This window comes from Paraburkholderia sp. UCT31 (assembly GCF_014397655.1).
Lineage (GTDB): Bacteria > Pseudomonadota > Gammaproteobacteria > Burkholderiales > Burkholderiaceae > Paraburkholderia > Paraburkholderia tuberum.
The window spans coordinates 1-1,022 of record NZ_VZQP01000185.1 but is presented as its reverse complement, the minus strand read 5'-3'; the positions used below and the strand labels follow the sequence as shown (position 1 = coordinate 1,022).

The following is a 1,022-nucleotide window of genomic DNA, read 5'->3' as shown; positions in this document are numbered from 1 at the left end:
ATCGATGACCTGACCATCGGCAGCCGCTACACGGTGCGCGGCTTCGACGGCGAAACGATGCTCGCGGCCGAACGCGGTTTCTTCTGGCGCAACGAGTTGCAGCTACCGGTTGGATCGACGGGGCAGTCACTTTACGCAGGCATCGACTACGGGCACGTGTTCGGACCGAACGCCGCATATCTCGCCGGTACACAGCTGGCAGGTGCGGTGCTCGGTGTGCGCGGTAGTGCATCAGCAAAGGCTGGCGCGCTCGCCTATGACCTGTTCGCCGGGACGCCGATCTACAAGCCGTCAGATTTTCCCACTGCGCGCGTGACGCTCGGTTTCCAGTTGACCGCTCAATTCTGAAATTCACCCTGCCGACGCTATCCGGGTTTTCGGCGTTTCAACAAAGAGGAAAACAAAATGAAGTTATCGAAAACGAATGGGCTTGGAGCCGTTGCTGTTGCCGTTGTGGTGGCGCTGGGCGGATGTGCAACCGAATCGTCGCGCTCGCTGCCGGTGCCCCCCGTCGCCAGTGCGCAGAAGCCAGCAGTGGGCCAACCCATCGGCATTTCAGTCGGCAAGTTCGACAACCGGTCGAGCTATATGCGCGGCATCTTCTCGGATGGCGTTGACCGTCTCGGTGGTCAGTCCAAAACCATCCTGATCACGGCGCTCCAGCAGACTGGGCGCTTCAATGTGCTCGATCGCGACAACCTCGACGAAATCCGCCAGGAAGCAGGCTTCCTCAAAAAAGCACAATCGATCAAGGGGGCGCGCTTCGACATCACCGGGGACGTAACGGAGTTCGGTCGCAAGGAGGTTGGCGACCGGCAGCTATTTGGCATCCTCGGTCGTGGCAAGAGTCAGGTGGCCTACGCAAAGGTCAGCCTGAACGTCGTCGACACGACGACATCGGAAGTCGTAGCGTCGAGCCAGGGGGCGGGCGAGTTCAGCCTTTCGAACCGTGAAGTCATCGGCTTTGGGGGCACCGCCGGCTACGACTCGACACTGAACGGCAAGGTGCTCGATCTGGCGAT

2 protein-coding genes are annotated in these 1,022 nt (G+C 60.5%); both read left to right on the top strand.

The window, feature by feature from the left end; genetic code table 11:
• A partial coding sequence (locus tag F6X40_RS41525; protein WP_187631895.1) for a ShlB/FhaC/HecB family hemolysin secretion/activation protein occupies window positions 1-348 on the top strand: 348 nt, incomplete at its 5' end.
• A gap of 57 nt (window positions 349-405) precedes the next feature.
• The coding region (locus tag F6X40_RS41520) for a CsgG/HfaB family protein (RefSeq protein ID WP_187631894.1) at window positions 406-1,022 on the top strand (617 nt) is incomplete at its 3' end.